This window comes from Marinobacter sp. W-8 (assembly GCF_044342215.1).
GTDB lineage: Bacteria > Pseudomonadota > Gammaproteobacteria > Pseudomonadales > Oleiphilaceae > Marinobacter > Marinobacter nauticus.
The window spans coordinates 3,708,486-3,733,873 of record NZ_CP172297.1 but is presented as its reverse complement, the minus strand read 5'-3'; the positions used below and the strand labels follow the sequence as shown (position 1 = coordinate 3,733,873).

22 protein-coding genes are annotated in these 25,388 nt (G+C 60.2%); 19 read left to right on the top strand and 3 right to left on the bottom strand.

All coding sequences use genetic code 11. From position 1 onward, the window contains the following. Positions 1-11 precede the first annotated feature (11 nt). The 3 genes from hyi (at position 12) to ACF8YQ_RS17310 (ending at position 3,040) form a co-directional block, all read left to right on the top strand. Positions 12-791, top strand: coding sequence for a hydroxypyruvate isomerase (hyi, locus tag ACF8YQ_RS17320; protein WP_396622129.1), 780 nt, complete (start codon positions 12-14; stop codon positions 789-791). Positions 792-894: 103 nt separating this feature from the next. After that, a complete protein-coding gene (locus ACF8YQ_RS17315; protein ID WP_011787144.1) occupies positions 895-1,575 on the top strand; it encodes a response regulator transcription factor in 681 nt (226 codons plus the stop codon). After that, on the top strand, positions 1,562-3,040 hold the full coding sequence (locus ACF8YQ_RS17310; protein WP_396622128.1) for an ATP-binding protein: 1,479 nt from the start codon (positions 1,562-1,564) through the stop codon (positions 3,038-3,040). The genes ACF8YQ_RS17315 and ACF8YQ_RS17310 overlap by 14 nt, the downstream gene beginning before the upstream one ends. A gap of 2 nt (positions 3,041-3,042) precedes the next feature. On the opposite strand, the gene ACF8YQ_RS17305 is transcribed toward ACF8YQ_RS17310, so the two are convergent. After that, on the bottom strand, positions 3,043-3,324 hold the full coding sequence (locus ACF8YQ_RS17305) for a hypothetical protein (RefSeq protein WP_396622127.1): 282 nt from the start codon (positions 3,322-3,324) through the stop codon (positions 3,043-3,045). Positions 3,325-3,605: 281 nt separating this feature from the next. Here ACF8YQ_RS17305 and greB point away from each other — a divergent pair, with 281 nt between their 5' ends. Further along, positions 3,606-4,121: a transcription elongation factor GreB gene (gene greB, locus ACF8YQ_RS17300; protein ID WP_014422972.1), complete on the top strand. Its 516-nt coding sequence runs from the start codon at positions 3,606-3,608 to the stop codon at positions 4,119-4,121. 116 nt (positions 4,122-4,237) lie between these two features. Continuing rightward, positions 4,238-4,684 carry a hypothetical protein gene (locus ACF8YQ_RS17295; protein ID WP_396622126.1) on the top strand — a complete coding sequence of 149 codons (447 nt, stop codon included), beginning with the start codon at positions 4,238-4,240 and terminating at the stop codon, positions 4,682-4,684. A gap of 22 nt (positions 4,685-4,706) precedes the next feature. Here ACF8YQ_RS17295 and ACF8YQ_RS17290 read toward each other — a convergent pair whose 3' ends face one another. Together ACF8YQ_RS17290 and ACF8YQ_RS17285 are read right to left on the bottom strand one after the other, a co-directional pair. Next, on the bottom strand, positions 4,707-5,021 hold the full coding sequence (locus ACF8YQ_RS17290; RefSeq protein ID WP_011787139.1) for a site-specific integrase: 315 nt from the start codon (positions 5,019-5,021) through the stop codon (positions 4,707-4,709). A gap of 124 nt (positions 5,022-5,145) precedes the next feature. Continuing rightward, positions 5,146-5,406 (bottom strand): acyl-CoA-binding protein, encoded by a 261-nt coding sequence (locus tag ACF8YQ_RS17285; RefSeq protein ID WP_023010919.1) that lies wholly within the window; start codon positions 5,404-5,406, stop codon positions 5,146-5,148. A gap of 268 nt (positions 5,407-5,674) precedes the next feature. Here ACF8YQ_RS17285 and tssB point away from each other — a divergent pair, with 268 nt between their 5' ends. From tssB to tssM, 14 genes are all read left to right on the top strand, one after another. Continuing rightward, complete coding sequence (gene tssB, locus ACF8YQ_RS17280; RefSeq protein WP_011787137.1) at positions 5,675-6,172, top strand: type VI secretion system contractile sheath small subunit; 498 nt, start codon at positions 5,675-5,677, stop codon at positions 6,170-6,172. A 61-nt stretch (positions 6,173-6,233) separates the two neighbouring features. Continuing rightward, complete coding sequence (gene tssC, locus ACF8YQ_RS17275) at positions 6,234-7,715, top strand: type VI secretion system contractile sheath large subunit (protein ID WP_011787136.1); 1,482 nt, start codon at positions 6,234-6,236, stop codon at positions 7,713-7,715. Between the two features lie 3 nt (positions 7,716-7,718). After that, positions 7,719-8,156 (top strand): type VI secretion system baseplate subunit TssE, encoded by a 438-nt coding sequence (gene tssE, locus ACF8YQ_RS17270; protein ID WP_011787135.1) that lies wholly within the window; start codon positions 7,719-7,721, stop codon positions 8,154-8,156. 171 nt (positions 8,157-8,327) lie between these two features. Continuing rightward, positions 8,328-10,100 carry a type VI secretion system baseplate subunit TssF gene (tssF, locus tag ACF8YQ_RS17265; protein ID WP_396622125.1) on the top strand — a complete coding sequence of 591 codons (1,773 nt, stop codon included), beginning with the start codon at positions 8,328-8,330 and terminating at the stop codon, positions 10,098-10,100. Beyond that, positions 10,064-11,080 carry a type VI secretion system baseplate subunit TssG gene (tssG, locus tag ACF8YQ_RS17260; RefSeq protein ID WP_396622124.1) on the top strand — a complete coding sequence of 339 codons (1,017 nt, stop codon included), beginning with the start codon at positions 10,064-10,066 and terminating at the stop codon, positions 11,078-11,080. The genes tssF and tssG overlap by 37 nt, the downstream gene beginning before the upstream one ends. 17 nt (positions 11,081-11,097) lie before the next feature. Beyond that, positions 11,098-12,408, top strand: a complete 1,311-nt coding sequence (gene tagH, locus ACF8YQ_RS17255; protein ID WP_396622123.1) for a type VI secretion system-associated FHA domain protein TagH — start codon at positions 11,098-11,100, stop codon at positions 12,406-12,408. Further along, the gene (gene tssJ, locus ACF8YQ_RS17250) at positions 12,405-12,938 is read left to right on the top strand and encodes a type VI secretion system lipoprotein TssJ (protein WP_222447331.1); all 534 of its coding nucleotides are present in this window, start codon (positions 12,405-12,407) and stop codon (positions 12,936-12,938) included. Before tagH ends, tssJ begins: the two co-directional genes overlap by 4 nt. Then, positions 12,938-14,272: a type VI secretion system baseplate subunit TssK gene (tssK, locus tag ACF8YQ_RS17245; RefSeq protein WP_396622122.1), complete on the top strand. Its 1,335-nt coding sequence runs from the start codon at positions 12,938-12,940 to the stop codon at positions 14,270-14,272. The genes tssJ and tssK overlap by 1 nt, the downstream gene beginning before the upstream one ends. A 3-nt stretch (positions 14,273-14,275) precedes the next feature. Beyond that, a complete protein-coding gene (icmH, locus tag ACF8YQ_RS17240) occupies positions 14,276-15,097 on the top strand; it encodes a type IVB secretion system protein IcmH/DotU (RefSeq protein ID WP_396622121.1) in 822 nt (273 codons plus the stop codon). Further along, positions 15,063-17,750 carry a type VI secretion system ATPase TssH gene (gene tssH / locus ACF8YQ_RS17235; protein ID WP_396622120.1) on the top strand — a complete coding sequence of 896 codons (2,688 nt, stop codon included), beginning with the start codon at positions 15,063-15,065 and terminating at the stop codon, positions 17,748-17,750. Before icmH ends, tssH begins: the two co-directional genes overlap by 35 nt. Positions 17,751-18,006: 256 nt before the next feature. Then, positions 18,007-19,572 carry a sigma-54 interaction domain-containing protein gene (locus ACF8YQ_RS17230; protein ID WP_396623328.1) on the top strand — a complete coding sequence of 522 codons (1,566 nt, stop codon included), beginning with the start codon at positions 18,007-18,009 and terminating at the stop codon, positions 19,570-19,572. Next, entirely contained in the window at positions 19,569-20,204 is a 636-nt protein-coding gene (gene vasI / locus ACF8YQ_RS17225; protein ID WP_023010927.1) for a type VI secretion system-associated protein VasI, read from the top strand. The genes ACF8YQ_RS17230 and vasI overlap by 4 nt, the downstream gene beginning before the upstream one ends. An 11-nt stretch (positions 20,205-20,215) precedes the next feature. Next, the gene (gene tssA, locus ACF8YQ_RS17220; RefSeq protein WP_396622119.1) at positions 20,216-21,664 is read left to right on the top strand and encodes a type VI secretion system protein TssA; all 1,449 of its coding nucleotides are present in this window, start codon (positions 20,216-20,218) and stop codon (positions 21,662-21,664) included. 27 nt (positions 21,665-21,691) lie between these two features. After that, on the top strand, positions 21,692-25,285 hold the full coding sequence (tssM, locus tag ACF8YQ_RS17215; protein ID WP_396622118.1) for a type VI secretion system membrane subunit TssM: 3,594 nt from the start codon (positions 21,692-21,694) through the stop codon (positions 25,283-25,285). Positions 25,286-25,388 lie beyond the last annotated feature (103 nt).

Below are 25,388 nucleotides of genomic sequence, written 5' to 3'. Positions count from 1 at the left end.
AGAAATTTGTCATGCCCCGTTTTGCTGCCAACCTGAGCATGCTGTTTACCGAAGTGCCGTTTCTGGAACGTTTCGCCAAGGCCCGAAGCGCCGGGTTCCGTGGTGTGGAGTATCTGTTTCCCTATGAGTGGCCGGCGGAACAGCTGGCGGAGCGGCTTCAGAGCAACGGGCTGGAACAGGTACTGTTCAACCTGCCGCCCGGCGACTGGGCAGCAGGGGAGCGAGGCATTGCCTGTCTGCCGGATCGCATTGAGGAGTTTCGCGCCGGTGTCGAGCAGGGCATTCACTACGCCCGGATGCTGGACTGCAAGCAGCTGAACTGCCTGGCAGGTTCGAAGCCCGAATCCGTTGCCGAGGAAGACGCCTGGCAGACCCTGGTGGCGAATGTGCAGTACGCAGCCGACCGCTTCGCCGAAGCAGGTTTGACCCTGTGCCTGGAAGCCATCAATTCGCGGGTGGATATGCCGGGCTTCATGCTCGATACCAGTGGCAAGGTGATGGCGCTGATTGAGGCGGTGGAGGCAGACAACGTGCGCCTGCAATACGATCTCTATCACATGCAGATCATGGAAGGGGATCTGATTCGTGGCATCGAATGCCTGCTGCCCTGGATTGGCCACATCCAGTTCGCCGACAACCCGGGCCGGCATCAGCCGGGAACCGGGGAGATTAACTTTTCGAATGTTTTCTCGGCGATAGACAGACTGGGTTATGGCGGCTGGGTGAGTGCAGAGTACAGGCCCACCGGGGCGACAGAGCCGTCTCTGGGCTGGTTTTCTGAGGCAAACTGACCGTCGCCATAGGCGACACCCTCTTACAAGATCGTAACTGGCCGGTTCCCGGAGTTCTTCGTACCCTTGTTGTTAATGTTTTCCGCTATCAGGAGGAGCACCGGTGAAAGCGCTGGTAATCGAAGACGATCGGGATGTAGCAAATTATCTGCTAAAGGGACTGAGGGAATCCGACTTCGTGGTGGATCATGCGGCCGACGGCAAGGAAGGCATGATGATGGCGGCCAGTGAAGAATACGACATCATGATTGTCGACCGGATGTTGCCGGGTATGGATGGCCTTTCCATTATCAAGACGGTAAGGGCCACGGGCAACCAGACGCCGGTGCTGATTCTCAGTGCCCTGGGCGATGTCGATGACCGTGTCGAAGGGCTGCGTGGCGGTGGCGATGACTACCTGACCAAGCCGTTCTCTTTCACCGAGCTGTTGGCGCGCATCGAGTCATTGATCCGGCGCAACCGTCAGGCCGCCGAGACCGAGACCGTACTGAAAGTGGCGGATCTGGAAATGGACCTGCTGGCCCGCACCGTGAAACGCGCTGGCCAGAATATTGATGTCCAGCCCCGGGAGTTCCGGCTGCTGGAGTATCTGATGCGTAATGCCGGGCAGGTGGTTACCCGTACCATGCTGCTGGAGAAAGTGTGGGACTATCACTTTGACCCCCAGACCAACGTGATCGACGTGCACATCAGCCGTCTGCGCGCCAAGATTGACAAGGAATTTGATACACCCCTGCTGCAGACAGTGCGGGGGGCGGGATACATGTTACGTGAAACTGCTTAGTCAGCTCAGAACATCGTCTTTCCAGCTTGCCCTGCTGTATATGGTGGTGTTTGCCACCTCGGTGTTTCTGCTGTTGGCATTTATCTACTGGCGTACAGCCGGGTTCATGACTGCCCAGACCGACGAGACCATTGAAGCGGAAATCGCCGGCCTGGCGGAGCAGTATCGCAGTCGTGGTGTAAATGGTCTGATCACCATCATCCGGGAACGGGTGGCCAGGGATCCGAATGCCAAGTCCATTTACCTGTTGACCACAGACGACTTTCTGAAACTGGCCGGGAATATTGAAACCTGGCCAGAGGGCAGCCGCTCGTCTGACAGCGGCTGGATCAATTTCACCCTGAATCCCTCCGTTGGCTGGCAGGGCCCCGAGCGCCTGGCCCGGGCCCGGATCTTTGAGGTCCAGGGTGGTTTGCGCTTGCTGGTGGGGCGCGATGTGGATGACCTCACCAACCTCAAGCGGGTGATTGAAACTGCCATCAACTGGGGTATGGGAATCACCCTTGCCCTGGCGCTCCTGGGTGGCTTCCTGATGAGCCGAAGCACCACTCGACGCATTGAAGTGATCAACAACACCTCCCGCCGGATCATGAATGGGCACCTGTCCCTCCGAATTCCGACCCGTGGGACCGACGACGATTTTGATCAACTGGCCGAAAACCTGAACCAGATGCTGGACCGGATCGTGTATCTGATGGAAGGCATACGCCATGTTTCCGACAGCATCGCCCATGATCTTCGCACTCCACTGACGCGACTGCGTAACCAGCTCGAAAACACGCTGATTACGGTCGACAATGACGAGGCGCGCGAGCATGTCGGGCAGGCTGTGGCGGAGGCTGACCAGCTGCTGGCCACCTTCAATGCCTTGCTGCGCATCGCCCGGCTGGAGACTCGGGGCAACTCGGCCGATATGAAGGTGGTGGCTCTGGATGAACTGGTCAGCGATGCCTGTGAGCTCTACGAGGCCCTGTCTGAGGACAAGGATCAGAGTTTCTCTCAGGAACTTGAGCAAAATGTCCAGATTGAGGGAGACCGGGATCTCCTGTTCCAGATGATCAGTAACCTGATCGACAACGCCATCAAATACACGCCGGAGCATGGTGCCATCAAGGTGGTCGTTCGCCGGGACGGCGGCGGAGCGGTGTTTGAGGTTCAGGATTCCGGTATCGGTATTCCGGATGATGAGAAAGACCAGGTTTTCCAGCGCTTCTACCGGGTTGGCAAGAGCCGCTCGTTACCCGGCAACGGTCTGGGTCTCAGCCTGGTGTCGGCGGTGGCGGAGATTCATCAGGGCCAGATTCTTCTGAGTGATACCCATCCTGGTGACGACATGCCGGGCTTGACCGTCACGGTCCGGATGCCAGCGTACACCGCCGTAAAAAAGCGGATCAAGGCCACACAGTCTGAGAATGGTGGTTCAACGGAGGAGGGTCGCTCCTCCGCCGAACCCGGCACGGCCTGAGATTACTGGCTGGCGCGAAAGCGGTTGATACGGCTCAGGACAGGGCCAAGTACCGCGTCGGCCCGTGACTCGACCTGCTGGCTGATATGATCAAACTGCGAGCGACGGCGATCCACCTTGGCCTGAATACTGTCCCACTCGCCTTCCAGGTGCTTCTGTTCGGCCATCAGAAAGGCCGCAATATTGTGGCGATTGACGCGGCTGGTGATGCCCAGCTGGTCCAGCCGGAAACCCAGGCTATCCACCCCTTCAAGTGCCAGATTCATCAATCTCTTGGTATCCATTAGCGTGTCTCCATGCAGAAAAGATCAGGTGTCATTGTCGGCCACGCTAATCCTCGGCGCTAGAGTGTTCAACCTAAATTGAGGAAGGCGTGCCTTGCCAAAAGGTAATCGCATGGCCACAGGCAGGTAATGGTCAATGTGCAGAATAGAGGGTGTAGATGCGGAAGCGGGCGGATGATCTGCTTGCTTCCCCCTCCAGCACAGCGCTAGCCTTATACCCCGTGATTCACGGGGTTTTTTTTGCCCTTCCGAAATGCATTGTTTCTTGAACCAGGACACCCATGGCCAACCAGACGCCTTCAGGCAACAACCGGCCGCGCTATATCACCCCCGAAGGTGAGCAGGCGCTCCGGGATGAGCTGCAATTCCTATGGAAAGTAAAGAGACCAGAGGTTACCCAGGCAGTACGTGAAGCGGCTGCCCTGGGAGACCGGTCCGAGAATGCCGAGTACATCTATGGCAAAAAGCAGCTTCGGGAAATCGACCGTCGCGTACGCTTCCTCAGCAAGCGGCTGGATGAGGTCTCGGTGGTGGATCGCCTGCCAGAGGACCGGAGCCGGGTATTCTTTGGTGCCTGGGTGACCATCGAGGATGAGGACGGCAGTGAGCAGGAGTATCGAATCGTGGGTGCCGATGAATTCGATCTCGAAAAAGGCTATCTCAGTATCAATTCTCCGCTGGCCCGGGCGCTCATTGGCAAGCATCTGGATGACGAGGTATCGGTGAGAACCCCTGAGGGCTGGAAGCAGGTGGTGATTACCGATATCCGCTACCAAATGGCCTCGAACGACAAGTGAGTGCTGTCACAAAACTGGCTTTTGCCTGGGCAAAGGGTCATTTTTGGCGATAGACTGATCAAATATTGTCACCCGTCAGGGAAAATGGAAGATCGGCTAGGGTTGGGATGAACGCCATGAATGCCAGGAAACAGACAGAGGGAAAACGAGCCGGGGCAGCGTTGCTGGCGTTGCCGTTGATGCTGTTGATGGCCTTGCCTGCCTATGCCCAGAGTGACGATGACGCCGCGTTTGAGTACGAAGAGCGTTCCACAATCGACACGATTCCGTTTCGCTCAGTCGCGGAAGAGGAGCTGGCCAATACTGTGATTGAGGGTGGGCTGGCAGCGCCGGCGGCCGGGGTACCGGTGCAGCAGGCAACGGATGACGATTTCTATCTGGACCCGCTGGCCCTGCAGCCGAGAGACCCGCGAACCGATCTGGGCCGTTCCGAGATTCCCGTCGAGATCCGTTTCAGTAACCCCAAAGTGATACCGGGCCAGAGCCACGGCAACAATTACGTGATCCGGCCACCCGAGAACCGTACCTACGATACTCTGAATACCAATCTCACCGGTCGTTAAACATCGGCCCCGCTGCCCGGGCTCAGGCAGCGGCTGAATCCGCTGCAGCAGCGGGCCTGCCGAGCACATCTTCGTAGAAAAAGCTCAGAGCCTGACTGGCCTGATTCAGTCGGGCCCGGGATACCCGGATCTTTTCACTCAGATAGGTCAGGAACAGCTTCTGATCCTCTTCGGCCAGATTGTCCGGATCCTTCAGATCATGAAACAGCACAAATCGGCTGATCCAGTGCAGATAGGTTTGCTCGGCGCGTTGATTCAGTTCGCGTTTGCGGATGGCGGCCTGTACCTGGCCAATCATGCCTGGGCGCGATTGCTCCAGGGCCTCAGTAATGTCCATGGTGTTTACTCGTTCAAAAGCTTGTTTTTGTTATGTTGCGCGCATCATATGACAAACGTTTGAACGGCGCAAAATTCTGGCGGGTGCGGTGCCCCGCAGCCGGTGTGGCGGCGGGGCAGGGGCGTTACTTCAGGGATTCAAGTTTGTCGATGTACTGCTGCATGGCGTCATCGCTGGACATGCCCTTGAGTTTCTCCCAGGCGTCGTACTTGGCCCGGCCAACAAAATCCATCATGCCCGGGCGCTTGCCGCTGACATCCCCTTCGGTGGCCTGCTTGTAAAGGGCATAGAATTCCAGTTTCATTTCGTTGGAAGGTTTGAAGTCGCCTTCCGCCGTCTGGATGTAGTTTACCGCTTCTTCGAACTTCGCTTTCAGGTCACTCATGTTGTGTCTCCGTGGTGTTGGTGGTTTTTTTCCGTTCAAGTCGGCAGTATAGCGACGGGGCTGGTTGGCGTCATTGACCGAAACAGCGGTTTTCCGGTCGCCCTGGCAATCTGGCAAAAGTTTGCCCAAGCACACATTTTGAGCCATCGCTGGCCAATTTTTGCTTGAGAACCCTGGGTGACCTGTGTACAGTTTTACGCGTTGTCTGCCAGGAGGGCAGGCACCAAGGATCGATACAATTGCAAATGACTTGCACAGGGAGCACGCCATGTCTGCCAAAGACGGTTCCGTTGCGCCGAAAGAGCGCATCAATATCAAGTATGTCCCCGCCACAGGCGATCAGCAGGCCGAAACCGAACTGCCACTGAAGATGTTCGTGGTTGGCGATTTCAAGGGTCACGCTGAAGAAACCCCCATTGAAGACCGTAAGGCCATTTCCGTCGACAAGAACAACTTCCGTTCTGTCATGAAGGAAGCGGGTCTGACGCTTTCCACCAGTGTTTCCAACAAGCTCGAAGACGGTGCCGACGACCTCCCCGTGAATCTCGAATTCCAGGGGCTCGAAGACTTCTCTCCGGACAGCATTGCCCGCCAGGTCCCTGAGCTCAAGAAGCTGATTGAGCTGCGTGAAGCCCTGGTTGCCCTCAAGGGCCCGCTGGGCAACGTGCCTTCGTTCCGTTCCAAGCTGCAGGAGCTGCTGGACAACGACGACGCCCGGGAAAAGCTGCTGGCTGAACTTGAGCTGGCCACCGACGGCGGCGAGTAATCGCAACACCGGAACCCGGTAACCTACACCGATTATCAATCACGTACTGAAGGGATGTGGTATGTCTGATACTGCTGTGCAGCAATCTGCTGCCTCCGAATCCGTAGCAGAAGGCTCTCTGCTTGACCAGGTCATGGCCAACAGCCGTATGGCGCCGGCCGATGAAGGCTACGATGTTGCCCGTAAAGGGGTGGCCACGTTTATTGCCAACCTGCTGAAGAGCGATGAAAAAGGCCAGCCGGTCAACAAGGCGCTGGTCGACCAGATGGTGGTCGAGCTGGATCGCAAAATCAGCGCCCAGATGGATGAGATTCTGCACGCGCCCAAGCTGCAGGAACTGGAATCGTCCTGGCGTGGCCTGAAACTGATGGTGGATCGCACCGATTTCCGCGAGAACATCAAGGTGGATATCCTCCATGCCACCAAGACCGAACTGCTGGAAGACTTCGAATTTGCTCCGGACGTGACCCAGACCGGCTTCTACAAGCACATCTATGCCGCCGAGTATGGTCAGTTCGGTGGTGAGCCGGTGGGCGCGATTGTCGGCAACTACGCCTTCAGCCCGTCAACACCGGACATGAAGCTGCTGCAGTACGTGTCGTCGGTTGGCGCCATGTCCCACGCGCCCTTCCTGTCCTCGGTTGCACCGTCGTTCTTCGGCGTTGACAGCTACCAGGAACTGCCGGCTATCAAAGAGCTGAGCGCCGTTTTCGAAGGCCCGAAATACGCCAAGTGGCGCTCTCTGCGGGAATCTGAGGATGCCCGTTACCTGGGCCTGACCGCACCGCGCTTCCTGCTGCGGGTGCCTTACGATCCGACTGAAAACCCGGTGCGCAGCTTCAACTACAAGGAAGATGTCTCCGGTGACCACGAGCATTACCTGTGGGGCAATACCTCCTACCTGCTGGCCACACGCCTGACGGAGAGCTTCGCCAAGTACCGTTGGTGCCCGAACATCATTGGCCCCCAGAGTGGCGGTGCGGTGGAAGATCTGCCGGTGCACACCTTCGAGTCCTTCGGTCAGCTGGAAGCCAAGATTCCGACTGAGGTGCTGATTACCGACCGTCGCGAATACGAGCTGGCGGAAGAAGGTTTCATCGCCCTGACCATGCGCAAGGGCAGCGATAACGCCGCGTTCTTCTCCGCCAACTCGGTGCAGAAGCCCAAGCAGTTCCCGAACACCAAGGAAGGCAAGGAAGCAGAAACCAACTACAAGTTGGGTACCCAGTTGCCGTACATGATGATCGTGAACCGCCTGGCCCACTACATCAAGGTACTGCAGCGAGAGCAGATCGGCTCCTGGAAAGAGCGCCAGGATCTGGAGCGGGAACTGAACACCTGGATTCGCCAGTACGTGGCCGACCAGGAAAACCCGCCTGCAGACGTCCGCAGTCGCCGCCCCTTGCGTGCCGCGAAAGTGGAAGTCTCCGATGTAGAAGGCGATCCGGGCTGGTACCAGGTCTCCCTGGCAGTGCGTCCGCACTTCAAATACATGGGCGCCAACTTTGAACTCTCGCTGGTTGGCCGACTGGACAAGGATTAATCCGTGTTCGGCGGCACCGGTACTGACGGCGTTCGCAACACCGGCAGCCTGTTTGAACGGCTTGAACAGGCTGCCGCTCCCGCGGGCCAGAGCATGGGCGAGTTCACCCATGTGGTGGAATCCATCAAGCGCCACCTGGTGCGACTGCTGAACGCCCACCCAGGCAACAGCAGCAGCGCACCGGATCTTGGCTTGCTGGATTTCAACGACGCCACGCTGGGCACTCATGACCTGAGCATCCAGATTCGCGGGGCCATCCGCCAGTGCATTGAGAAGTTTGAGCCGCGGGTTAAGCGGGTGGATGTGGTGGCTATGCCACCGGGCCCGGACCCGTTGCAGTTGAAGTTCCAGGTGACGGTCTACCTGAACGTTGCAGGAAGCGATGATCGGACGACCATAGACCTGGTATTGGATGATAAGCGGTACTACCGGGTTGTTTAGACTTGGTGGCTGGAGGAGATGGGGACACTTTTCTTCTGGGAAAAAATAACTCGCTTTGCTCACACATCTTTTTTCCCGCCAGAAAAGCATCCCCATCCCCTCCGGCAAATCTGAGTGGAATGCGGTCCGGATCATTCGGAGCCAGAAAGGAAGCAGGCAAGGTGCAGTAACATGAAGTTAAACAGGTTCTACAGGGATGAGTTGAGCTTTCTGCGGTTGCAAGGCAGGGAATTTGCCGAAGCCCACCCGCAGCTCACCCGCTTTCTATCCGAACAGAGCACCGACCCGGACGTAGAGCGGCTGCTGGAAGGCTTCGCCTTCCTGACCGGCAAGCTGCGGGAAAAAGTTGAGGACGAGTTTCCGGAGCTGACCCATTCGCTGCTGAACATGCTCTGGCCCAATTATCTGCGGCCAGTGCCCAGCTGCACCATCATGCGCTTTGATCCACAGCTGCATGCCATCAGTGAACGTCAGGTTGTGGATCGTCATACCGAGATCAAGAGCCGCCCCCTGGGCGACGCCAGCCGCCAGACCCAATGCCGGTTCCGCACCTGCCGGTCGGTGGATATTTTTCCGATCAGTGTGGCCGAGACTAATGCCGAGCACTCACGGGAAGTATCCTCCGTGACCGTAGACCTGGCGCTGCATACGGACCAGCCACTGAATGGCATTGGCCTGGAAAATCTGCGCTTTTACCTGGGCGGCGACAACCACACGGCAGAGACTCTGTATCTGTGGCTGAACCATTACCTCAGCCGTATGGAACTGGTGGTGGGCGACCGTGTGGTCAGCCTGCCTTCATCCCTGTTGCAGCCGGTTGGCTTTGCGGCAGACGAGGCGATCCTGCCTTATCCCAAGAATGCTTATGCCGGCTACCGGATTATCCAGGAGTACCTGAGTTTTCCGGAGGCCTTCCGGTTTGTTGATATCACCGGCCTGAAATCCCGGTTGCCAGCGGTGCAGGCTGATGAGATCAGTCTGCGTTTCCACTTCAGCCGGATTTTGCCCCCGGACACCCGGGTAACCCGCGACTCCATGCAGTTGTACTGCACCCCCGCGGTTAATCTGTTCAGCCACGAAGGCGAGCCGGTAGACCTGAACGGTCGCCAGACTGAATACCGTATTTCACCCTCCAGCCGCTGCCCGGAACACTACGAGGTGTTCAGTATCGAGCAGGTTGAGGGCTGGCTGGAAGGTCGTTCCGGTAGAGGCGAGCCGCGCATCTACACGGCGTTTGAGAGTTTCCAGCATGAAGTGGAGCGGGATCGGGGCCGCACCGCCCTGTACTACCGGGTACGTACCCGGGAGAGCGTGCGTGGGGATGGTTTTGATCACTACATTTCCTTTGTTCGTGGTGATGAAACCGAATGTCTGAATCGTCAGGAAGCGGTCTCGCTCACGCTCACCTGCACCAATCGCCAGTTGCCACAACAACTGGCGGTCGGGGAAGTGTGCATGGCCACCGAGAGCACACCGGCCTTTGCCGCGTTCAGCAATATCACGCGCCCGACGGCGACCCTGCGGCCGACCCTGGACGGCAGCCTGTTGTGGACGCTGATCTCCAACCTGTCATTGAACTACCTTTCGATGCTGGATGTGGATGCCCTGCGCACCGTGCTGCGGGTGTATGACTTCCGGGCCCTCGTCGACCGACAGGCTGAGCGGGTGTCCCAGAAGCGGCTGGCGGGTATCACGGGCATCACCACCAAGCCGGTTGACCGCATGATTCGCGGGCTGCCGGTGCGCGGTATCCGCTCAGAGCTGCAGCTGGATCAGCATGGGTTTGCCAGTGAAGGTGACCTCTACCTGTTCGGCACGGTGTTGAGTCAGTTTTTTGCGCTTTACGCGAGTATCAATGCGTTTCACCAACTGGAAGTGGTGAATACAGACAATCAGGAACGGTACACATGGACGTTACAGCAAGGTCAGCAGCCGCTGATGTAGCCGGGCTGGAACCCGTTCTCGGCAACGCGCGGCGATACAGTTTTTTTCAGCTGGTGGATCTGATTCACCGGCACCATGGAGACGACCTGGAGCGTGGCGGTCACGATGAGCCCCGCCAGGAACGCATCCGGTTCTCGGCCTCGGCCGGCCTGGGGTTTCCCGGCAGTGATGTGGTGTCGGCGCTGTCGCCGGAGCATGAGCACGCTCCCTATCAGATGGAAGTCAGCTTCCTGGGGCTTCACGGCTCCCAGTCGCCACTGCCCGGTTATTACCTGGAAGATCTGGCCTGGGAAGCGGGGCAGAATCTCGGTGTTCGTCGGCATTTTCTGGATTTCTTCAATCACCGGCTGGTGACCCTGTTCCATCGGGCCTGGCGCAAATACCGCTACTACATCCGGTTCCAGCCCGGGGCCAGCGACGGTTTTTCGGAGCTGGTGTTTGCCCTGACCGGTTTGGGCGACAGTCGGCTGCGGGAAGCGACACCGGTGAACTGGTCCAAGATGCTGGCCTATGCCGGCTTGATGGCGGGCCGGAGCCGGTCACCGGAAGTGGTCAGCGGCATCATCGGCCACTGTTTTGACCTGGACGACGTTAGCATCGAACAGTGGGTACTGCGCAAAGTGGACATCGCTCGGGATCAGCAAACCTCGCTGGGCAGGGCCAACGCCACCCTGGGCGAAGACACGCTGGTAGGTTCGCGCATCCGGGATCGCAGCGGCAAGTTCATTCTCCGGCTGCGCAATCTGACCCGGCAGCGGTTTGCGGACTTTCTGCCCAACGGCCGGGACCACGAGCGCCTGGTCAAGCTGGTGGAGTTCGCTACCCGGGAGCAGCTGGCCTATGACCTGGAGCTGCAAATGCGGCCCAAGGATATTCGCCCCATACAATTGGGCGAGGATGTTCGCCTGGGCTGGAATTCCTTCGTAACACCGGACCGGGCCCGTGAGCGTCCGGCGGTGCGAATACAGATCAGACGTTAGGGCAGGGAGCCGGAGACGTGGCACAACAAGCAGCAGAACTGACATTAGTGATCACCAACCCGACGGAAACCGGTGGTGGCGCCAGCATTGAACACAGCTTCGGAACCCGTGGCGGTTCCATCGGCACCGCGGCCAGCGACAGCTGGCAGCTTTCGCCTCACCGTACCGGCGCTGTTGCCGGCCATGCCGAGGTGCGTTACCTGGACGGTGGCTTCTGCCTGATTGATCGCAGTGGCCGGACCTACATCAACAGCAGCAGTCAGCCTGTGGGGCGGGGCCGTCGTGCCCGACTGAGCCACGGCGACACCGTGACCATTGGCCGCTACCAGATACGGGCCGAGCTCTCCGGCGCACCGGCGGCTGTCAGTGAAACCGAACACGACGCACGCGAAGATCATGGTCTGGTGGATGCGCCCGAGAGTGGTTTACGGCATGCCGCTAACGAACAGAGCCGGCCTGAAGGTCGCGAGCCTCTGGAGGGCTTGCAGCCGGCAGCCGGCGATCCGGTCAGCTGTGATCCGCTGGCGCCCTGGCAGCAAAAACCGGCGCGCCCGGATGAGGATGCCCCCGAGCTGCTGGCCAGCGACCAAGCCTGGTTTGCCCGTTCGGCTGAAGTTACCGATGAGTACCGGGAGAACCGGGATGTGGCCATGGGCCTGCCGGTCACCCCACAACGCGAGCATAAGGAACGACAGGGAATGTCCGAAACGACACGAAACACGCGGGAGGTCAGCCGCCAGCACATCAGTGGTGCACCACTGCTCCGGGGGCTGGATGCGGATATTGATTTTGCCGACAGCGACGAAATGCGGCTGTTTCTGGAGGAAGCCGGGCAGACCCTGAAGGCAACGGTGGAAGGATTGCTGGCGCTGCATCAGGGCGAAGACAGCCGTCACCAGGCGCTGCGGACCCGCTTGCAGCCCATCGAGGACAACCCGCTGCGGCTGGCCAACGACTATCCGGACACCATTCAGACTCTGTTTGCCGCCCAGCGCAGCCCGGTGCATCTGTCGGCCCCCGCTGCTGTCCGTGAGAGTCTGGAAAGCCTGAATCACCACCAGCAGGCCACCCGTGAAGCCATTCGCGAGGCGCTGGAAGCCATTCTGCACGCCTTCTCACCGGAAGCCTTGTTGCGCCGGTTTCACGGCTATCGCCGTGGTTTGCAGGACAACGAAGACGAGGGCCGCTGGGCCTGGGATATGTACCAACACTATTACCGTGAACTGAAATCCAGTCGTCAGCAGGGTTTCGAACGCCTGTTCCAGGAAGTGTTCGACCAGGCTTATGACCAACACTTGCGCCAATTACAGAGGGAGAAACTGTTGTGAAGTACTGCAAATGGAGCTTGCTGGTTGTTGCTTTGATTCTGGCGGGGTGTAGCACCCCTTACAACGCGGTGACCAAGACCGCCAAGGTGCTCTGGGATCCTGATATTCCTGTTGGCTACCCGGAAGATCTGCCCAGCCGGGTGGATCTGACCATGCTGGCGGAACCGAACGTGAACCCGAACGAATCCCTGGCGCCCACACCCATTGCGTTTCAGGTGATCGAACTGCGGGACAGCTCGCTGCTGATGGCGGGCGATTTCGACCAGCTGTTGAACGACCTGGAGGACTCTCTGGGCCAGAACTACGTGGACCATAGCGATTACAGTCTGGTGCCTGGTCAGTTCAAGTTTGTCGAGCCGTTTGAGGTCAGCGAAGACACCCGCTACATCGCCGTGATCGCCTTTTACGCCTACCCGAACCTGTCCCAGTGGAAAAAAGTGGTGAAGGTCGACCCGATTGGCGGACGGTATCACCTGCTGGTGAACCTGCGCGAACGTGAAGTGCAACTCAGACGGTCGGATGAAAGCTAATGGCAGTCACGAATCGAGTGGTCTGGAGTGATGGGCTGTTCATCAAACCCCAGCACTTCCAGCAACAGCAACGCTATCTGGAACACCAGATTAACGAACGGGCTCTGGCCGTCTCGGACTACCTGTTCGGGTTCAGTGATCTGGAGCTCAATGCCGAATACCTGAGCTTTGGTCGGGTCGGACTGGTGCGGGCCTCTGGACTGTTTCCGGACGGAACCCGGTTCAACCTGCCCCAGGACGATGTGATGCCGGAGCCGCTGGAGATCACGGATGCCTCGGTGGCCAACCAGGTGGTCTATCTGGCTTTACCTCTGGGCAGCGATAGCCTGGCCGAAGTCGAATGGCCGGAAGCACCCGTGGCCGGCCGGTTCCAGGCGCAGCCGGTGGAAGTGCGGGATCTGCATTCCATTGACGGCGATGCTCACACCATCGATGTGGGGCGGGTGGCTCCGCGCCTGATGCTGGAGCGGGAAGACCGCAGTGCCTATGCAGCACTGGCCATTGGCCGGATTCTGGAAAAGCGCCCCGATGGCAGCCTGGTAATGGACCCGAACTTCCTGCCGACCATGCTCAGCGTGCGCTCGGCGCCAAGGCTTCAGCGCTTTGTCGGTGAGATGGCGGGTTTGATGCAGGAACGGGCCCGTAACATTGCCGAACGGGTGGGCGCGCCCGGGCAGGGTGGTGTCGCCGATGTCTCGGATTTCATGCTGCTGCAAATGCTGAACCGGGCGCACCCGCGTTTCATGCACCTGGCACGGCTGCGTCAGCTGCACCCGGAGCGTCTGTACGAAGCGCTTCTGGAGCTGTGTGGCGAGCTGGTCACCTTTACCGATGAGAGCCGTTTGCCGAGGGAATTCACCCCTTACGATCACGATCTGCCGGAAGGCTGTTTCAGCCCGCTGATGCAGATTCTGCGGCAGGCGTTGAGCACGGTCCTGGAACCCCGGGCGCTGTCGATTGCCCTGCAGCAACGCCAGTACGGACTCACCGTCGCACCGGTTCAGGATGGCCAGCTGATGAACGATGCCGAGTTCATTCTGGCGGTCAAAGCCGATATGCCACTGGACGACCTGCGCAAACAATTCGTTCTGCAGTGCAAGGTGGCCTCCGTGGAGAAGATTCGGGACCTCATCAGCCTCCAGTTACCGGGCATCCCACTGTCGGCACTTCCGGTGGCCCCGCGTCAGTTACCTTATCACGCCGGCTTTGTGTATTTCCGATTGGACGATCAAAGCCAGGCCTGGCAGATGCTGGACAACGCCAGTGGATTTGCCTTCCACGTGGCGGGCAGCTTCCCGGGGCTGGAGATGCAATTCTGGGCAATCAGGAGCTAAATCATGGCAGATGCACCGGTAATGGACAGACCAGACAACACCAGGGATTCAGGTGATCGTGCATTCAGCGACCTTTTGTTTGCCGATAGCGGCGCCGGCCAGTCGCCGGTTGAATCCGATGACCGCAGCTTCCAGCTTCGTGGCCTGGAAGACAACCGGCTGATTGACGCCGCCACCCCGCTGCTGGGACTGGTTATTCGGGTGCGGCGACTGGCGGATTTCCGCGAGGTGGAAAGCCTGTACCAGCAGGTAGTGGACGAAGTCGCCGCCGTTGACCGGGAACTGGTCGAGCAGGGCTATGAGCGCCCCACGGTGGTGGCCTACCGCTACGTGCTTTGCGCCTTCATCGACGAGGCTGTGCTGGGTACCGACTGGGGCGCCCACAGCGTCTGGTCTCAGCATTCGCTGCTCAGCCGATTCCATAACGAAACCTGGGGTGGCGAAAAGGTGTTTGCCATCCTGGCCCGCATGGAAAAAGAGCCGACCCGCTACCGGGACATGCTTGAGTTCATCTATCTGTGCCTGTGTCTGGGTTTTGAGGGTCGCTACAAGGTCATGGAAAACGGTCGGGACGAATACGAACAGGTGGTTCGTGGCCTCTATGACCAGCTTCGCGAACTGCGTGGCGACCGCGACAGCCGGCCGCTGGCCGATGCCACGGAAAACCTGATGCCGGCCCGCAACCGCCTGCGCAGCGGCTTGCCCTTGTGGGGTATTGGAGGCCTGTTTGTGGCGGCCATGGCCGGGATCTATTCGCTCTATAACATGGCGCTGAACGAACGCATCAGGGATGTGCTCAGCGTTCTGGAACAACTACCGAAATAAGGACATCACTGTGATTCGGGTAGAACTGCCGGCGCTGATCGGGCGCCTCAACGACATTTCACGCCAGGCTCTGGAAGCTTCCGCGGCCCTGTGCATCAGCCGTCAGGGCGCCGAGATTACCCCGGCGCACCTGCTGTTCAAACTGCTGGAAACGCCGTTCTCGGATGTGCGCCAGATTCTGGAACACACCGGCATCAACCACCAGCAACTGCAACCCGTGGTGGGTGACAGCCTGAACGGCGAACCTCAGACCGCCGAACCGTATCCGTCGTTCTCGCCGCTGCTGGTGGAGCTGCTGCAGGATGCCTGGTTGATGGCCTCCACCGAACTGGGCCACACCGAACTGCGCTCCGGTGCCGTGTTCCTGGCCCTGCTGATGAACGCCGACCGCTACCTGATCCCCCGGGTGGCCCAGGCCCTGGTGGACATAAACCGGGAACAGCTGCGTAAGCAGTTTGACCGGGTAACCGAAGGCTCCGTTGAGCGCCCGCAACTGACCGAAAACGGCGCGGCCAGGCCTGTGGCGGATGCCGACATGGACCCGCTCAAGCGTTATGCCACCGACTTCACCAAGCTGGCCCGGGAAGACAAACTGGACCCCGTGGTGTGTCGCGATGCCGAGATCGATCAGATGATCGATATCCTCTGCCGTCGCCGCAAGAACAACCCCATCGTGGTGGGCGACGCTGGCGTGGGCAAAAGCGCCGTGGTGGAGGGCCTGGCCCTGCGCATCGTCAACGGTGACGTACCGGACCGACTGAAAACCGTTGAACTCTGGACCCTGGACATGGGTGCCCTGCAGGCCGGTGCCTCGGTGAAGGGCGAGTTTGAAAAACGCCTGAAGGGCGTGATCGAAGCCGTGAAAGGTTCGGCGACCCCGATCATCCTGTTCATCGACGAAGCTCACACCCTGATCGGTGCGGGTAACAGCGAAGGTGGCTCCGACGCAGCCAACCTGCTGAAGCCAGCCCTGGCCCGTGGCGAACTGCGCACCATCGCTGCCACCACCTGGCGCGAGTACAAGAAATACTTCGAAAAAGACCCGGCTCTCAGCCGCCGGTTCCAACCGGTGGCCCTGGACGAGCCAACGCCGGGCGAAGCCGTCCACATCCTCCGTGGCCTGCGCACGGTCTACGAAAAAGCCCATCAGGTACTGATCGCCGACAGCGCTCTTAAAGCCGCCGCAGAAATGTCCGCCCGTTACCTGGCCGGTCGCCAGCTGCCGGACAAGGCCATCGATGTTCTCGATACCGCCTGCGCCCGGGTCAGCCTGAACCTGAGTACACCGCCACGCCGTCTCAGTCACGTGCGCAGTGAACTGCACCAACTGGCTATGGAGCAGGAGCTTCTGAGCCGGGAACACACGCTTGGCCAGAACGTGGATGCCGAGCGCGAACAGGCCCTGGAACAGAAGATTGCGGACCTGACCGCCGAATCCGGAGCGCTGGAACAAAGCTGGAATGACCAGAGGGAGCTTGTTGCCCGGCTGGTCGAGATTCGTGAGCAGCTGTTGGCGGGGGATGTCGAGCGCGAAACCGCCGATGATGTTGCTGTTGAGTTGGCCGAGAGCGATCACGAAGAACGCCCGGACCTGAAAAGCGAAGCCGCCGCCATCGAACAGGAACTGGCTGAACTCCAGGCCGACGAACCGTTGGTACATGCCCGGGTGGATGCCCGCCAGGTGGCCGAAGTCATCGCCGACTGGACCGGCATTCCGGTTAATCGCATGACCACCGACGAGCTGGAAAAAATCACCCATCTGCCGGCGTACCTGCAGGCCCATATCAAAGGCCAGGACACCGCCATCGACTGCCTGCACCAGCACCTGCTCACCGCCCGCGCCGACCTGCGCCGGCCGGGTCGCCCCATGGGCGCCTTCTTGCTGGTAGGCCCCAGCGGCGTCGGCAAAACCGAAACCGTGGTGCAACTGGCTGAACTGCTCTACGGCGGCCGCCAGTTCCTCACCACCATCAACATGTCCGAATACCAGGAGAAACACACCGTCTCCCGCCTGATCGGCTCTCCCCCAGGCTACGTCGGATTCGGCGAAGGCGGCATCCTCACCGAAGCCATCCGCCAGAAGCCTTATTCCGTGGTGCTGCTCGACGAAGTCGAAAAAGCCCACCCGGAAGTGCTTAACCTGTTCTACCAGGCTTTCGACAAAGGCGAACTGGCCGACGGTGAAGGCCGGTTGATCGACTGCAAGAACGTGGTCTTCTTCCTGACCTCCAACCTCGGCTTCCAGACCATCGTCAACCACGCGGAAGAGCCGGAGAAGATCGAAGAAGCCCTGTACCCGGAACTGGCCAACTTCTTCAAGCCAGCATTGCTGGCGCGGATGGAAGTGGTGCCCTACCTGCCGCTGGGTGAAGACACTCTTAACCGCATCGTTGAGGACAAACTCCAGCGTCTGGCTGACCAGATTCAAGCTCGTTACCACACCGAAGTGGAACTGGAAGACGGTCTGGTCGAAGCCATTCGCAGCCGCGCCACCAGAAGTGAAAACGGCGCGCGGATGCTGGAGTCGATCATCGAAGGCGAACTGCTGCCACCGGTGTCGTTGGCGCTGCTGGAAAAACTGGCGGCCAGGGAGCCGGTGACGAAGGTGAAACTGGGTGTGGAAGAAAACAGATTTACAGGAACCGTCGCTTAGCCTGGAGGCCTCCTGAATCGTAGTGCACCGTGGGGTTGAGCTTTCCAAAACCCTGCGGAGCCATGGATGGCGGAGCGGAGCCTACAGGGATGTATTCACGGCGTGTTTTGGAAAGCTCAACCCCACGGTGTGCGGGCGGCGAGCGATGAGGGAGCGTACAAGGATGTATTCACAGCGTGTTTTGGAAAGCCACCCCGCAGGATGCGCGGGCGACGATCTCCTAAGTAATTATTCTGGGAATGAAAGCATGGGAAGGATGCAGAAGGAACTGCACACCGGCATCGATCTGGCGGTGGCACTGATCAAACAGGACACATTGCCAGCGCTGTTGAACACCGCCACCCGCCAACTCGAAAGCGCCTTCGGGCTCAGCAAGTGCTGGGCGCTGGAACTCGACCTCAGCGGCCGGACCCTGCACTGCAGCAAACTGGACGAAGCGGGCGAGTTTGATTGTAACGACTTCAGCCACCCCTTTGCCCACGTGCTGCAGACAGGCCAGCCGCGGGAACTCACCCGTGCTGCCAGCTATCGCCTGGATCATGCCGGCTTCCAGACGCTCCTGGAACTCAGTGGCCGCCCAAGAAGCTTCTGGCTGGAGCCACTAAAAGGCGAAGATGGCCGCACCCTCGGTATGCTCGTGTTGTGCGGCGACCACCCGGACTGGCAGGGCATCGTCACGCAGCCACTTTACAGCGGCCTGAAGCAACTGCTGGTGCATCAATGGATCAGCCAGCTGCAAACCCGTGACCAGGTGTGGCAACGGCGGCTGCTCAAGCGCTCCCTGGACCACCTGCACGATGCCGAAAGCCTGCGCCAGCGCTGCAGCCAGTTGGCCTATACCCTGGTTGGCAATTCCGAAGCCATGACCCACCTCCGGGCCCAGGTGGTGCGAGCGGCTGGCAGCCAGCTGTCAGTGCTGATTCAGGGCGAAACCGGTTGTGGCAAAGATGTAGTGGCCCGGGGCATCCACGATATGTCCGACCGTGCCAGTGGGCCTCTGGTGGTGGTCAACTGTGCCGCCATCCCGGACACCTTGCTGGAGAGTGAACTGTTTGGTCACACCAGGGGCGCCTTCTCCGGTGCCGACCAGGCCAAAGAAGGCCTGCTGGCCCAGGCCAACGGCGGCACCCTGTTTCTGGATGAAATCGGCGATATGCCCATGGCACTGCAATCCAAATTGTTGCGGGTGCTGGAAAGCCGACAGTTCCGGCCATTGGGTGCCCGGGAAGAGCAACATTCGGATTTCCGCCTGGTGGCAGCCACCCATCAGCCGCTTCAGGAGGGCATTGAGGATGGCCGGTTCAGGCGGGACCTGTTCTACCGCCTCAGCCAGTTTCCCCTGCGCGTTCTGCCACTGCGGGAACGCAGTGAAGATCTGGAAGCGCTCAGCCGTCACTTCATCCGGCTCTACACCGAGCGCGAGGGCAGTGGCCCGCTGGGCATCAGCAGCCATGCCCTGAGCGCGCTGGCCGACTACAACTTCCCGGGCAATGTCCGGGAACTGCGCAACATCATCGAACTGGCCTGTCTGCAGACCCCGGCCGGTGACGACATTCAGCCGGAGGTCCTGCGCCTGGACGATCTGTTTGCCGACTCCTCGGAGTCGACCATGGCCTTCGTGGAAGCCAAAACCATTCCGGGCGTACCTCCGGCCGATGATATCCGCGATCTGAAAGCCGCCGCCCAGGCCTTTGAGGCCGCCATCATCCGCGAACGTCTGCGCCAGTATGGCGGCAATCGCGCCCAGGCCGCGGAAAGCCTGGGCCTGCCAAAACGCACACTGGCCCATAAATGTCTGAAGTATCAGGTAACCGACGTATGACCCTGAAAGACCTGCACCGATTGCCCTTGATGGTCCTGTTGCTGGTGAGTGCCAGCAGTTGGGCCGATACCCGCCTGGCGGAAGCCGGGGCCTGCACTGAACAACCGAACCGGCTGGAACGTCTGGCCTGTTTTGATGAGGTGTTCGGTACGCCGTTGGCGCAGTACGAGGCCGGCCAGCATCCGGCATTGGTGAACCAGTCTGAGCGCTGGCGCCGGGTGTTTGCACAGGCCAGCGGGAACGATGCCGGCGGGGTGGTCTATCGCGACACCGGCAGCGCCGCGGGTCATCTGGTGACGGTGACCGCGCTCGGGGTAAAACCTCCACGCCCGGTGCTGTCGCTGCAGTGCCACAACAACATCACCGAGTTGGCCATCATGCTGCCGGAGCCACTGGATCGCGAGCGAGTGGACGTAACTCTGGGGCCCCATCGGGCACACTGGCGGGTTCGGGATGAAGGTTTGGTGGTCAGCGCGGGTCGCGGCCTGCCCGCTATCCGCACCGTACTGGATGTGGTCAACCAGCCGGATGTGCGCCTTCAGGCGGGGGTTCGGGAGCTTGATGGCCTGCTGTTTGATCTCAACGGCTTTGCTGAGGCGATCAAGCCTTTGCGCCAGGCCTGTGGCTGGTAAGGAGTGATGGCATGCAGGTGATTGAACAGCATCCTTACGTGGATCAGGTACTGAACCCGATCCCGGGAGACACCGGGGTAGGCGAAAGCCTGGCTGAAGACAGCACGCTGGAGTTTCTCGAAGACGAGATCATGAAAGTGGGCTCGCTGGCCCACAACGACATCGACTGGCACAAGGTTGAAAGCGAAGCACTGAAACTGCTGGCGGATCGCAGCAAGGACATCAAGGTGCTGGGTTTTGTCATGCTCAGTCTGCAACGTGGCGGCGATGGTGAACGGTTTGCCCTGTCGCTGTACCTGCTGCATCGGGTGCTGGACGACTGGTGGGAAAACGCGTGGCCCTATCCCGGTGCCAAGGGGCAGCGGGCTCGCAAGATGCTGTTTACGCAGATGCTGCAGCGGGCCCTTAAAGCGGTTGAGAGCCTGAACTTTGATGCCAGTGTAGGAGATGGTCGTCAGTTCTGTCTGGATCTGGTTGAGAAACTGGACACCCAGGCGAAAGACCGGGATTTACCTGACGACGCCCTGTTCGACCTGAAGCGGGCTGTGGAAAAGCTGCCCAAGCCGGACCAGGCCACCGCGCCCCGGACGGCGTCTGAAAACACCCCGACAAACAAACAGGAGAGCACGGCCAGCTCATCGCCCTCCAGCTCGGCCAGTTCCAACACTACGGCCGCGTCGCTGGGCAATCTGACACTGGACCCGAGTAACGAGCGTGCGACCCGGCAGAGTCTGCTCAAGGTCGCCGAACTGCTGACCAGCAGCGAACCGGACAACGCCCTGGGCTACCGGATGCGTCGGTACGCCATCTGGCAAAGTATCACCAGCCTGCCGCCAACCCGGGATGGCAAGCGCACAGATCTGGCCGCCGTCAGCGCAGACCGGGTGGCCGAGTACAAGGAAGCTCTGGAGAAAACACCGGACCTTGAACTGTGGCAGCGCATTGAACAAAGCCTGTCGGTCAGCCCGTTCTGGCTCGATGGCCACTGGCTCAGCGCCCGGGCGGCCATGGCCCTTGGCAATACCGATTGCGCGGAGGCCATCCGGGAAGCCCTGAAAGCGTTTGTCGACCGCCTGCCGCAACTGGCCGAGCTCACCTTCAACGATGGCACACCGTTTCTCAGTGACGATGGTGCTGATTGGTTGCACACAGCCCCCGCGGCTGGCAAAGGAACGGGCGCAGGTGCCAACCCCTGGGAGCAGGCATTCGACGGTGCGCTTGAGCTGGTGCGGCAGAACAAACTGGCGCCGGCCATGGAACTGCTGGAGCAGGGTCTGGCCGATGCCCGGGAGCCGCGCGAGCGCTTCTACTGGCGCCTGGCCACGGCCCGGCTGCTCAAGGAAACCGGCCTGAAAGCCCTGGCCGCCGAACAGATTCAGGATCTGAAAAACCAGATCCAGGGGCGGGTTCTCGAAGACTGGGAACCGGCTCTTATAAAACAACTGGAACGACTGGCGTAACGCCCGCAAGACGCAACGAACGCAGGAATGGAAACCATGTGGAGAAAAGCATTACTCATTGGTCGTTGGCTTCTGCCCTACATCCGCAGCGCCGCCCCCGTCACCCTGGCTCTGGGGGTAATTGCCCTGCTGGTAGCCACGTGGTGGCTGGGGCCACGCCTGGAAATCAACGGCGACTACCCGTTGATGGCCTGGCAGATGCGTGCTCTGGTCACCCTCGGGGTGGTCCTGATGGTGGTGATGGTCTGGGGTACCATGCTGGCCCGTCGCCTGGGCAAAGTGAACAAAGCCAAGGCCGAGGAGCAGCGGGAGCAGGAAGACCCGATTCTGCCCATGGAGCGTCGCCAACAGCGGCTGCTGGACCGCCAGCTGCAGGCGTTGAAAAGCAATCTGCCGGGTCGCAAGGGCCTGTACCGTCTGCCCTGGTATCTGGTGATGGGCCTGGAAGATGCCGGTAAGACCAGCCTGATTCAGCGTGCCGGGCAAACCTATACCCTGACCAACGTCACCCGTAACAACCGGGGCGACCGTAACCCGTTCAGTTTTGACTGGTGGATTGGCGACAACGGTGTCCTGATCGACCCGGATGGCGAACTGCTGAGCCAGAACCAGGGCGAGGGTGCCACCGGTGAAATCCAGAGCCGGCTGTGGAACCACTTTATCGCCTGGCTGGAACGCAGTCGGCCCCAGCGGCCGCTCAATGGCGTTATCCTGGCTGTGGATCTTGCGCGCCTGAGCGCCGCCAACGAACAGCAGCGTGAAGCCCACGCCATTCTGCTGCGCACCCGCCTGCGGGAGCTGATGGAACAGCTTGGGTCCCGGCTGCCGGTGTATGTGACCTTCACCAAGATGGATCTGATGTACGGATTTGCGCCGTTTGTCCGTACTCTCAGCAAGGCGGAGAAGGATAAGGCCCTGGGGTTTACCTTCAGGCTGGACGGCCAGCAGGATCAGGACCAGTGGCTGGAACAGTTTGCCGAGCGTTACGCCGATATGGTGGATGAGCTCACCGAACGCCTGCCGGACGTGCTGGCCAACACCCGTGATAACGAAGAACGGGCGGCGGCTTATTCGTTCACCCGCCAGTTGGCGGGCCTGAAGCCGGCCATGGAGCAGTTCCTGACGGATTTGCTGTCGGCGGATGCCTTCTCCACACCGGCACTGGTACGCGGCACCTACTTCACCTCGGTGTTGCAGGAAGGTGTGCCCGAGGACGCCTTTGTCTCCGCTGCTGCCCGGAACTACCAGATGTCCGACCCGATTCAGCCGGCCCAGCGTGGTGGCCAGTCTGCGAGCCTGTTCACCAAGGGGCTGTTCCCCGAAATCATCTATCCGGAGGCGGGCCTGGCCGGGGATAACCGGCGGGTGGTGCGCCAGCGTCATCGACGGGTGGCGGTAGCCGCTGTGGTGGCCCTGGCCGCCGGTGCGGGCATGACCGCGGGCTGGCAGCATTATTTTCTACAGAATGCCGAAGCGGCCGCCCAGGTGGAAAACCGGGTGAAAAGCTATCTGAACGACTGGCAGCCGGTTGGCTACGAGCCGGACACCACCGGCCGTAATCTGCTGCAACCGCTGGATGAGCTGCGGGATGCCACTCTGGCCTTCGGCGATTACCGTAAGGAGTGGCCGCTCGTGACGGACATGGGGCTGTACCAGGGGCACAAGGTGGGCCCGGAAGTGGATAAGGCCTACCTGAACATGTTGGCCTATCAATACCTGCCTGCGCTGATGTTTGGCGTGATGGAGGAAATGGGCCAGGCCCCGGATAACAGCACTGAGCGGCTCGAACACCTGCGCGTGCTGCGGATGCTTTACGATGCCAGCGGCCGCCGTACCGACATCGTCTCCGGTTACATGCGTGAATACTGGCAGGCCCGTTTCCCCGGCCAGCGCGATGTGCAGAATCGCCTGTATGGGCACCTGCAATACGCCATGGCCCACACCGACCTGTCGGACCTGGCAGCCAACGGCGACCCAACCGCCACTATGGCTCTGGCGCCCTTCCGCAGCAGTGTTGAATGGGCACAGCACGAGCTTGGCCGTATCAGCACCTCGGATCGCGTGTACCGCGAGCTGGAGAACGAGGCCAGCCGTGATTTCCCGACACCACTGGAACTGGCCCGCAGCTCCGGCCCGGCGTTCTCGACCGTGTTCACACGCCTGGACAGTTACGGCGAACCGCTTGCCGAGGATGTGCCGTCTGCTGAGGATCCACTCTCGATCCCGGCGTTGTTGACCCGGGAGGGCCTGGAAAAATGGTTCCTTCGGGAATCCGGATCGGTCACCGAACTGGCCTTGATTGACGCCTGGGTGCTGGGCCGTCGGGATGATGTTGATTTCAGCAAGGCTGATGAAGCCGAACTGCTGGCCAGCCTGCAAACGCTGTACGCCGAGCACTATGCCGAGGCCTGGCGCACAGCGCTGAGCCGGCTGGATATCCATCGGTTTGAGGATCTCAACCACGGCGTTCGTATTCTCGACAGCCTGACCAGCGGCCATCAGCCACTGGCCCGATTGCTGGCGCAGGTGCGGGAAAACACCCGCCTGATTCCGGTAGGTGAAGGCGAAGCGGAAGCCGCACGCAAGTTGCTTGAGCAATCTCCCCATTACCGCATGCTGCAGGACATAGAGCGCCAGTTCAGCGACCTGAACCAGCTTACCCGCAAACAGGGTGAGGAGCCGTCCGGGCTGGAGGAAGTCATGCTGGTGGTGGCGGAGCTGCATGAATACATGCGTAACATCCAGGAATCCCCGGATACTGGCAAAGCCGCCCTCAGTGCCGCCCGTGCCCGCATGGGCCTGCAGGGCGCAGACCCTATCTTCACGCTGCAACGCATGGCCGGTCATCAGCCGGAACCCCTGAACCGGATACTGAACCGCCTGGCCACCGAAAGCTGGCGGGTGGTTCTGGACAGTGCGGTAGCCCAGTTGGAGCGTGACTGGTATCGCGAGGTTTATCAGCCATTCCAGCAGAACCTGGCCCGGCATTATCCGTTTACCCAGGGGGCAGGGCGTGATGCCGCGCTGCAGGACTTCGAGCGGTTCTTCGCGCCGGACGGTATTCTGGAAACCTTCTACAACGACAACCTGAAGCTGTTCCTGGAAGACCACCCGGAACATGTGGGTGATGCCCGCCGGGCCAGCCTGGTGCGCCGGGATGTGGTTGCTGCGCTGGACCGTGCCCGGCAGATTCGCCAGGCGTTCTTCACCCGCAGCGGTACGCTGGATGTGGAATTCGCGCTGGAACCCCTGAACCTCAGCAACAATAAACGTCGCTCGGTGGTGAACATCGATGGCCAGCTGGTGGAGTTCTCCCATGGCCCCAGCCAGAGCATTCCGCTGGTATGGCCGAACACCCTGCGGGACACCGTGGAGAGCCGGGTAACACTGGTGCCGATTCAGGTTAACCGCTCGCCCCGGAGCATTTCCGAGAGCGGTCCCTGGGCACTGTTCCGGTTGTTGGGTAAGGCGGACATCACCGGTGTCAGCAGCAATGCGGTGGACGTGAAGTTCACGGTGGATGACGGGGAAATGCGTTATCGCCTGCACGCGGCCAGCAATACCAACCCGTTCACAGAGCAATTGCTCTCAGGGTACCGCATACCCCGCAGCTTGTATTAAACTGTGTTCCGTCGCCCGGGTATGTGTGCCCGGGTTGGCGGGAGCCGGCACCCGGATGGCGCAGGCTGAAAACGGATACATTCAATCTTCAGGGATCGAAGTC

Excerpts from the sequence above, each read along its gene's own strand:
- hyi (WP_396622129.1), top strand. The coding sequence starts at position 12 with ATGCCCCGTTTTGCTGCCAACCTGAGCATGCTGTTTACCGAAGTGCCG.
- ACF8YQ_RS17305 (WP_396622127.1), bottom strand. The coding sequence starts at position 3,324 with ATGGATACCAAGAGATTGATGAATCTGGCACTTGAAGGGGTGGATAGC.
- tssA (WP_396622119.1), top strand. The coding sequence starts at position 20,216 with ATGCAGGTGATTGAACAGCATCCTTACGTGGATCAGGTACTGAACCCG.
- tssM (WP_396622118.1), top strand. The coding sequence starts at position 21,692 with ATGGAAACCATGTGGAGAAAAGCATTACTCATTGGTCGTTGGCTTCTG.
- greB (WP_014422972.1), top strand. The coding sequence starts at position 3,606 with ATGGCCAACCAGACGCCTTCAGGCAACAACCGGCCGCGCTATATCACC.
- icmH (WP_396622121.1), top strand. The coding sequence starts at position 14,276 with ATGGCAGATGCACCGGTAATGGACAGACCAGACAACACCAGGGATTCA.
- ACF8YQ_RS17285 (WP_023010919.1), bottom strand. The coding sequence starts at position 5,406 with ATGAGTGACCTGAAAGCGAAGTTCGAAGAAGCGGTAAACTACATCCAG.
- tssG (WP_396622124.1), top strand. The coding sequence starts at position 10,064 with ATGGACGTTACAGCAAGGTCAGCAGCCGCTGATGTAGCCGGGCTGGAA.
- vasI (WP_023010927.1), top strand. The coding sequence starts at position 19,569 with ATGACCCTGAAAGACCTGCACCGATTGCCCTTGATGGTCCTGTTGCTG.
- ACF8YQ_RS17290 (WP_011787139.1), bottom strand. The coding sequence starts at position 5,021 with ATGGACATTACTGAGGCCCTGGAGCAATCGCGCCCAGGCATGATTGGC.
- ACF8YQ_RS17295 (WP_396622126.1), top strand. The coding sequence starts at position 4,238 with ATGAATGCCAGGAAACAGACAGAGGGAAAACGAGCCGGGGCAGCGTTG.
- tssC (WP_011787136.1), top strand. The coding sequence starts at position 6,234 with ATGTCTGATACTGCTGTGCAGCAATCTGCTGCCTCCGAATCCGTAGCA.
- ACF8YQ_RS17230 (WP_396623328.1), top strand. The coding sequence starts at position 18,007 with ATGCAGAAGGAACTGCACACCGGCATCGATCTGGCGGTGGCACTGATC.
- tssK (WP_396622122.1), top strand. The coding sequence starts at position 12,938 with ATGGCAGTCACGAATCGAGTGGTCTGGAGTGATGGGCTGTTCATCAAA.
- tssH (WP_396622120.1), top strand. The coding sequence starts at position 15,063 with ATGTGCTCAGCGTTCTGGAACAACTACCGAAATAAGGACATCACTGTG.
- tssB (WP_011787137.1), top strand. The coding sequence starts at position 5,675 with ATGTCTGCCAAAGACGGTTCCGTTGCGCCGAAAGAGCGCATCAATATC.
- tssF (WP_396622125.1), top strand. The coding sequence starts at position 8,328 with ATGAAGTTAAACAGGTTCTACAGGGATGAGTTGAGCTTTCTGCGGTTG.